At 63.1% G+C, this 7,802-nt stretch carries 10 protein-coding genes; 6 read left to right on the top strand and 4 right to left on the bottom strand.

All coding sequences use genetic code 11. From position 1 onward, the window contains the following. Positions 1-279: 279 nt before the first annotated feature. The gene (locus ACZ60G_RS41685; protein WP_465817599.1) at positions 280-789 is read right to left on the bottom strand and encodes a hypothetical protein; all 510 of its coding nucleotides are present in this window, start codon (positions 787-789) and stop codon (positions 280-282) included. A 383-nt stretch (positions 790-1,172) separates the two neighbouring features. On the opposite strand from ACZ60G_RS41685, the gene ACZ60G_RS41680 reads away from it, so the two are divergent. Beyond that, a complete protein-coding gene (locus ACZ60G_RS41680) occupies positions 1,173-1,529 on the top strand; it encodes a BrnT family toxin (RefSeq protein WP_465817597.1) in 357 nt (118 codons plus the stop codon). 3 nt (positions 1,530-1,532) lie between these two features. Further along, positions 1,533-2,174, top strand: a complete 642-nt coding sequence (locus ACZ60G_RS41675; RefSeq protein ID WP_465817596.1) for a hypothetical protein — start codon at positions 1,533-1,535, stop codon at positions 2,172-2,174. Positions 2,175-2,331: 157 nt separating this feature from the next. Here ACZ60G_RS41675 and ACZ60G_RS41670 read toward each other — a convergent pair whose 3' ends face one another. Continuing rightward, positions 2,332-2,688 (bottom strand): hypothetical protein, encoded by a 357-nt coding sequence (locus ACZ60G_RS41670; protein ID WP_465817595.1) that lies wholly within the window; start codon positions 2,686-2,688, stop codon positions 2,332-2,334. Between the two features lie 1,437 nt (positions 2,689-4,125). Further along, entirely contained in the window at positions 4,126-4,467 is a 342-nt protein-coding gene (locus tag ACZ60G_RS41665; protein WP_465817593.1) for a hypothetical protein, read from the bottom strand. Between the two features lie 767 nt (positions 4,468-5,234). On the opposite strand from ACZ60G_RS41665, the gene ACZ60G_RS41660 reads away from it, so the two are divergent. Next, positions 5,235-5,510, top strand: a complete 276-nt coding sequence (locus ACZ60G_RS41660; protein WP_465817591.1) for a hypothetical protein — start codon at positions 5,235-5,237, stop codon at positions 5,508-5,510. Between the two features lie 114 nt (positions 5,511-5,624). Here the strand turns inward: ACZ60G_RS41660 and ACZ60G_RS41655 are convergent, their stop codons facing one another. Then, positions 5,625-5,795, bottom strand: coding sequence for a hypothetical protein (locus tag ACZ60G_RS41655; protein WP_465817589.1), 171 nt, complete (start codon positions 5,793-5,795; stop codon positions 5,625-5,627). Positions 5,796-5,845: 50 nt separating this feature from the next. Here ACZ60G_RS41655 and ACZ60G_RS41650 point away from each other — a divergent pair, with 50 nt between their 5' ends. The 3 genes from ACZ60G_RS41650 (at position 5,846) to ACZ60G_RS41640 (ending at position 7,552) form a co-directional block, all read left to right on the top strand. Then, positions 5,846-6,103, top strand: a complete 258-nt coding sequence (locus ACZ60G_RS41650) for a hypothetical protein (RefSeq protein WP_465817587.1) — start codon at positions 5,846-5,848, stop codon at positions 6,101-6,103. A 211-nt stretch (positions 6,104-6,314) separates the two neighbouring features. Next, positions 6,315-7,136 carry a ParA family protein gene (locus tag ACZ60G_RS41645; protein WP_465817585.1) on the top strand — a complete coding sequence of 274 codons (822 nt, stop codon included), beginning with the start codon at positions 6,315-6,317 and terminating at the stop codon, positions 7,134-7,136. Next, positions 7,133-7,552: a hypothetical protein gene (locus tag ACZ60G_RS41640; protein ID WP_465817583.1), complete on the top strand. Its 420-nt coding sequence runs from the start codon at positions 7,133-7,135 to the stop codon at positions 7,550-7,552. The genes ACZ60G_RS41645 and ACZ60G_RS41640 overlap by 4 nt, the downstream gene beginning before the upstream one ends. Positions 7,553-7,802: the final 250 nt, after the last annotated feature.

Below are 7,802 nucleotides of genomic sequence, written 5' to 3'. Positions count from 1 at the left end.
GGCAGCCCTGGTTGCGGCGCTTCTCCTGCCACGGTGCGCCAGAGGCTGATCGAGTAGCAGAAAATATGCTTTGACCAGCGTATTCCGCCGATACTAGGGGTTCCTGTAGAACTCGCCGAATTTCGGGCGGATTTGAAGTCCCCGCAGCGAACGGCGAGGTGGCAGCCCTGGTTGCGGCGCTTCTCCTGCCACGGTGCGCCAGAGGCTGATCGAGTAGCAGAAAATATGCTTTGACCAGCGTATTCCGCCGATACTACGGCGACCCCCTCTCCCATCGCCTCATCGCTTCTTCCGCTTCGTGCGGGCTTGCCGTCGTCGTGCGGCTCGGTTCAGTCCTGCGTCGGCGGCCTGATAGTCCGGTAGCGCCAGCGGGATACGGCCCATGTGTGGCAGTAGTGGCATGGGCGGCAGCGCTTCACGGGGCGGCTCCGGCTCCGGAGCTGGTTCCAGCACCGCGGCGCGCTGCGGCGGTGGCACCTCCAGTGCGGCCCGCGCCACCACCGCGAGTTCGTCGGCGCGCTCGAGTACGGCCTCGACCCTGCTGCGCTGCCACTCATCGCGGGCTACGGTGCCGCGCAGGCGCGCGGCCAGCCGATCCAGGAACCGCAGTGTCAGTGCCGTGCTGTCGAGGACGGTGTCGATCGGCGGCGTCGTCGGCCCGACCGGCACCATGACCTCGCGCGTGACGACGCGTTCACGGATCTCGATCCGCTCGCCCTCGTCCCAGCCACGTCGGCGGCAGCCAGCCGAACACCAGATCCGCCGGCGCCCGCGCTTCGGCTGGACCACCGGACGACCGCAACGCGGGCATGGCTCGGGCTCGATCTCCATACCGGGCTAACGACCGCACCGAACGAGGAACTCCCGGCCGGACACCGGATGGCGAAGCGGTGTGTCGGAGTCGAGCGGCCCGCTGCGCGAGGGCGTGTGCGGCGGGGGCGCAGCTGCGCGACATCGCCTTGCCCTGACCGGGCCGACACCGGACAATCCGACCTCACCACATCCAGCCGCACACCGCATCACGCCGCCACCCATTCACCCCCAAACGCTCAACGTGCCATCCCCCTTCACCCCCGCCCCACCCTCTTTTTTCCATCACCCCAGCGTGCAGACCTCTTGCATCTGGGATGTCCCTTCGGTAACGACCGCTGATTTCGTCCGGACGAAAAGGATTGAAACCGTTCCTGCATGAGCGGCGGGAGGCTCAGGGTCGAGCAGCAGCAGCGGTCATCCTGCTCTGTATTTCGAACGTGATACGCTGGATTGTGTTCGAGTTCCTCTGGAGCGACGAGTCCGAAGCGCACATTGCGCGCCACAACGTCAAACCGTCCGAGGTGGAAGAGGCAGCCCGCCGACCCAATCACCACTACCAAGGTCGCGAAGACACGACAGTGCTGCTGGGCAAGACCTACGCCGGCCGCTACCTACTCGTTGTCCTCGCCGAAGCCATGGACGGCCGGTCGTACGTGGTCACCGCTCGTGACATGGAGGAAAGCGAACGAAAGGCCTACGAGCGAAAGGCCAGGTAGAAAATGAACACCGAATCCAACATCAAGGCAGCCCGCGAGTACTACGACACACACAGCGCCGAAGACGAGATCGCAGCGGCCGACCTCGTTCCCGGCGATGCGGCCAACACCTCGCCGATGAGCGGCTATAGCGTGCGGTTGCCGACCGACGTTCTCAACCAAGCCCGCAAACTCGCCTCCGAACGCGGAATGACCACGGGCGCCTGGCTGCGTGAAGCCATAGAGAACGCAGTCACCTCAAACGGCAGCAGCGCCGACGCAGTACCGGTCACAGACCTGCTCGCGCTGGTGGCTCGGCATCACCAAGTCACATCTGAGGCCGAAACCACGACGACCGAACTTCACGATGAGTGGCTCCGCAACACCGGTTCGCTTGCGGGCACCCCAGGTGCGCCGCGGTGGTACCTCCGCGATTCCGATGTGACGCCATCTCGCAAGGTCGACGCCGTCACCTACTGGAAGAACCGGATTGCCGGCATAGCTGGCATAGCTGGCGTGAGGGACACCCCGCCCCTCCCCCTGCCCGCGAAGCCTGGCGACACCGCCCCGGGCTACTACGTCGTTCGCTTCCGCGGCAAGACGAGCCGCGTTGGCTCTGCTTCGAACCCCTCCGCAAGTCACGGCCGACGCCGCAGCAAGATCTAAGACCCCCTCATCAGCCTGCGACGCTGAGTATCCCCGCCGGTAGAGCGAAGCGATCCACTGCACCCTGCCCGCTATTGCGGGGGTCAGGTCCCGCCGCGTCAACGGAGACGAGGTCGACATCAGACCCGAACGCGGCGGGGGTTGCGTCGACTTACCTTTACCGCGGTGTCGGGGGTGAGGACGTCGACGCAGCTGCGCCCGTTGTGGTGGCCGCGGCACCGGCGTAGATGGTGATTTCCGGTGCGGGCGCGTCGGGCGGCAGTGGATTCTGCAGCTTGTCCACCACCGGAACTACCGCGTCGTAAACGGCTGCCGCCATGGACTTGTCGATGGCGCCTTCCCCGCCGTGCGCGTTGTAGTCCAGGATCTGCAGGTAGTCCACCATCTGCGGACCGGTCAGCTCGAGGCTCACCATTCCGTTCGGTTCTTCGGTGAAGTTCTTCGGCTTATCAAGCTTCTTGGTCTGGAAAGTGCCAGTGGTGTGGTTGGTCCGGGTCCATAGATCCTTGCTCATGTGGAGCTTGAACGTCACCACACTCGCGGCCTTACGCTCTCGGTCGCCCTGCTCCTTCGGCGATTGAGTTACACAGCCTGCTACCGCCAAGGCTAGAAGCCCGGCCATCACCGCCGACGCCAAAACTTGCCCGACCGACTTACCCCGACTGATCATTTCTGTGCCCCTCTGCCGACCCCTGCGTGATCTATTCAGGGTAGGGAACGATCCCGACAGATCTGGGCGAAACAGGTTGGCGCACCATGGATTCGGACGATCGACACCCCGAAGCACCAGGGTTGACGTCACCCCGGCGCTCAGACCTTCAACCCTCCTTCAGCTGGATGTCAGAAACCTCCTCGACAAGGTGGACATTGGCTCTCCACATCAGGGAATTCCTGCTCTTCATTCGGGCCTGACCAGTTGGGTTGACGACTTAAGAGGAGTCCGTATAGAACCGGTTACCAAATCGTGACTTTGGTTTGAGAGCCTTCTTACGGCGAAACCCTCAGTCCGAACTGGGTTTTCAACGTTCAGCACCCCTAACGGACGCTTAGCGGACAGCTATTTGTCATCGGTTTGCTGGGTGTTTCGCCTAATGTTCGGCCGAAGGAAACGAGTACAGTCCCTTGCGCAACGGGTTGAGTCGTGAGCTGGGTCACAACCCCCGCGCACGGTTGCTTGACTCTGTACGAGATACCGTATGGACGTCCTACTAAATGGAAAGTGCCCGGGTCGTCAGGTTGCCGCCTGACGCCCGAGCACTGGCATCACCAGCGCGACAGTGGCCCCGAAAACCAGCAGGCGCGCAAGTGATCTGGCAGACAGCCTGGTAACCGTTGGTGCCAGGCTGTCGCTATATCAGGACCGGACACCATAGGGCATCGAAGTCCCAGTGCGACAATCGTGCACCAGCCAGACTGTCCCCACCCGCTCCGGCTACGAATGCCGTTACGAGGTGGTGTCCGATCGTAGGCGAATCGCGATCCAGCTCACCTCCCTCACTGCATACCAACCGGTTGCGGCCAGTCGGACAACGTCTTCCGGGGGGAGGTCGGAGACGGCACAGCGGGGAGACTCGATGAACCGATGGACGCACGAGTCGAACCGAGAAGAAAGTCTAGAGGCTGCCACTGCCAAGTTCGCAGAGCGCCATAGCTTTCCGCCTTGATCCGGGGCTCGAAGCGAACTTCCGGCCGATCGGACGATTCGCCGCCGCGACCGGGGGGTGGTCACGACGGCGAGCCAGAGCTATTGGACCACATCACAACCGACAAAATCCCCGACACGCCAGCCCGAATGATCGCCGATGCCGCCGACCCCGTGCTAAGCCCAGTTCACTCCTAGCGAACGCAAGAACAATTGCAAGGACACGGGTTTCAGGAAGGTAGAACTGGAGACCGCAGGCAGGCGAGGGGTACGCGGCCGGTAGTAGCTCGTCCGTTGGGAACCGTTCGCTTAGTCCGATTTCCGGCTGGCGTAGTACCACGCGAAGCTGGTGCCGAGCAGCGTGATCAGCGGCCCGAAAACGACGCTGGCTATTGATTTGACGGTCTCGAGGTGGTCAGACGGCGCGAAGATCGCGGCACCGAGCAGGATGATCGTAGTCGCGGCGACCAGCCAAAGCAGCTGGGAGGCAAGGGAAAAGCGGTGACTATCCAGAGGTTCTCCTACCGTGGCGACACCGACCACCCCTTGTGGAGTCTCGTCTTCGGTAATCGGCGTGACGTCGATCGAAGGCCACGACAAGGGCGGTTCAACTTCGTGGATCCCCTGCAGATCCTGATCCTCCGAGGACATCAGACGGCAGCCTCGCTCGCACATTGATCACATACAGAACTCATGTCGTGACCACACGTCGGACAGGGGTGGCCATAGGACTTTTCGATAACGTTGCCCACCCCGGCACGGGGCGAGTCTTCTTCGATGATTTCGTCCGCAGTCCACCTGAACGGTTTCTGCTCGGTCATCAGATGCACGAACCCCCACACTGCCCCCTCGTGGATGACCACGATAACGCAACGCGAGGGCCGGGAGGTGCCACTGCTCTCAAAGATCCGGCTCGTCCCCAAAGCTTTGCTACTCCCCTCGCTCGGCCGCGGTCACGGCCTTCGCACTGATGTTCAGTCGACGGCCAGGCTACCACTTCGATGCGTACCAATTACGCATCGAATACACCTTATATCAGCGTGTCAGGCGTCTACTTTGTTGACGAATTCAGGAATTCATCCTACTGTCAGGGGCGTGATTGTTTGCCAAATGGCATAGGAGGGCGCTGTCTGACCTGGCACTTTGCCCGAAGCATGGCAAACGGTCTGCTGTGAGGTTGCGGCCTCTCAGGACCGAAGCACCAACGAAGAAGATTCGTCGTTAAGAAGAGATTGGCCAGCGAGGTTGCCGCCTCACCGGGCCGAAGCACCACACCACGAGATGAGCGACCCGGCAAGGGGGGACTTTGCCGGGTCGCGACATCGCATCGATATGACGACAGCTCGAACCGCCGGAGGGGGCGGGTTCGCGTTATGCGTGGACACCGAGCTGATCGACTATGAGGGGAGCTCACAAGCATGGCTGTTCAAGATCGAGCCCATGACCCAGCCGGGACTGCAACGGCAGGCAAGGCTGATGTAGTGCGGCTGTCGATCAATCTGGCGCCGGATGTCGCCGCAGTACTGCGTGACTGGGCCGAGAAGAAGCGGATCAGCGCCACCGAGGCCGTTCGACGTGCGATCGCAGTCTGGAACTTCATCGAGACGGAAAAGACCAACGGCAACAGCTTCGCCGTCGTGGAGAACCTGCCCGGCGGCAAACAACGTATCCGTGAGGTCGTCTTGATCGACTAGCTCCACACAGAACAAAACAGATCATCGCCGGAAGGCCGGGGCAGCCTACGCCCCGGCCTTCTGGTGTATCAGCAACCGCTCGTCCGACTCAGCTCAGGCTGCGATGTTGAAGCGTCATGCCGAATCCGCGGGCACCAGGTGCTCGATCGGCGTCTCGAACGGGTAGCGACCCGGCGCGTCTGTCTGGATCGCTTCGACCAAGGCTTGATCTCCGCGTAGCTCGAGGATCTCGAACACCGATACTCCCCCGCTCACCAAGAGCACCCGATCACCCACGTTCACCACACCCGAAGCTTATCCCGAGCAACCGTCCGGTTCGTGACAGAATCGAAAGAATGTTCGATGACTGGGAGCCGGTGTACGCGGTCGAAGGCCGGATCGTGCTCAATCCGCAGCAGCTGTACCGGACCCGCAAAGGCTGGGTCGAACCCGCCCCGGTCAACTGTCCGCGCGGTCACCGCCTCGGTCCCAAGCGAGTCCTGGTCGGCTCCCTCGCGTGCCTTGCGGTCGGCGGCATACACCGCCTACACACCTGTGTTCAGTGCGGATACACCATCCACACACCACCGATCACACCGAACTGCAGCCACTAATGCAGCCACGCGGCCGTGCTGTCTACAGGCCGGGCGTGCGCGCGCCCGCGCGTGCGCGCGTATACACGCCCGAGGGGCCGCACGTCCAGTCATGCGTGCGTCTGCTCGGCTGTGCGTCAGCGTGTCCGCTCGCGCGTCCGACCGTGCGTGTGCAATGGTGCACGGAACAGTGGGGCTGAGGGTCCCGCGCGGGGACAGAGGAACACTGGACATGGGCAAAAAATCCGCCGAGGTCGTCGCAATCGCGAACCAGAAGGGCGGGGTCGGTAAGAGCACCGTGACGATCTGCTCGGCGCGAGCAGCACGGGTCTACCACCAAGCGCGGGTACTCGTGCTGGATATGGATCCGCAAGGCAATACGACGAGCGCGCTGGCTCGAGATGATCTGGCGCCCGACGATGTGACGATCGCCGACGCGATCAGTCCCGGCACCAACATCACGATGCGCGACGTGATCGTGCCGAGCATCTGGGAAGGCATCGATCTCGCACCAGGCGGGCAGACACTGGCCATCGCCGAGCAGAAGATCCAAGCGGCACAGTTCGGGCGCGAGCACCAGCTGCGCGAGGCAATCGCACCGGTCCTCGGCGAGTACGACCTGATCCTGGCCGACAACGCGCCGTCTCTGGGGTTGCTGCTGGTCAATTCCCTCACAGCCGCGAACAAGACGATTCTGGTCAGCGAGGCCGACCAATGGTCCGCTGATGGGTTAGCGCTGCTCGGTCGCACCCTCGCGGGTGTGCGCACCTATCACAATCCGCGGCTGGAGATCACCGGTGCCGTGGTGAACAAGTGGCGCGGCACCAACGCCGAAGCCCGCACCGCCAACGAGATCGTCGATGGCATGGCAGCACATTTCCCCGGTGTCCCGGTCTGGATGGACTTACGGATCCCACTGTGGAGCGGCATCAAGGACGAGATCATGGCCGGCATCGGCCTAGACGAATCGAAGACGACCAAACTGCGAGTCCTCAGCGAGGACGTGTTCAAGCCGGTCAGTGCCCGCTTGCTGGACAGGACGGTCGCGGCATGACTCCCGAACCGCGGAAGAAGAGCAGTCTCGCCTCCGAGCATGTGGCCTGGGAACTGCCTGCGAAACCACCCACACAGTCGCCACCATCAGCAGCAGTACAGGCTGCTCCGGCGCCGATCCAACAATCGACTGCTGCGCCAACGCCTGCCGCTCACCAACCGCCGCGTGGCCGAACTCGCGATCTGGCCGAAGCTCGAGGACGCAGCAGCGCCCGCGATGCCGCATACGCGTGGGCCGCCGCCGAATACAAGGCGCTGATCCGGCTGCAGGAACTCACGGTCGAACTCGACAACGCCGCACAGCGCGGCACCGATCGAGCCGTGCTCGCCGAATTCATCACCGAGGCATGCGAACGCAACGGCATCGGTGTCGACCTACTTCCACCACAGATCCGGGCCGCCACCGGGCTGGACTAACGATCTACTCGGCGAGACATGAGGCCAACCGACGTCGTGCTCGTCGCCTCGAGCCTGGCCGCCCATAGACGATCTGTAGCAGGATCCGCAGCTGCGCGGCCTTCCACCGTGAGGCGGTATCAGCCGGTGCCGGCCACATCGGATGGACCTTCGCGAGTTCGTCCATGCTCCGATTCGACGGCCCGCCCGCGGACACGGTTCCGTGCGGCGGGCCTATTGTCCGCTGCTGTCCACCGATGGCCGGGTGTCC

This window comes from Nocardia sp. NPDC102475, assembly GCF_055584605.1.
This window is presented reverse-complemented; position numbering and strand designations above follow the sequence as displayed.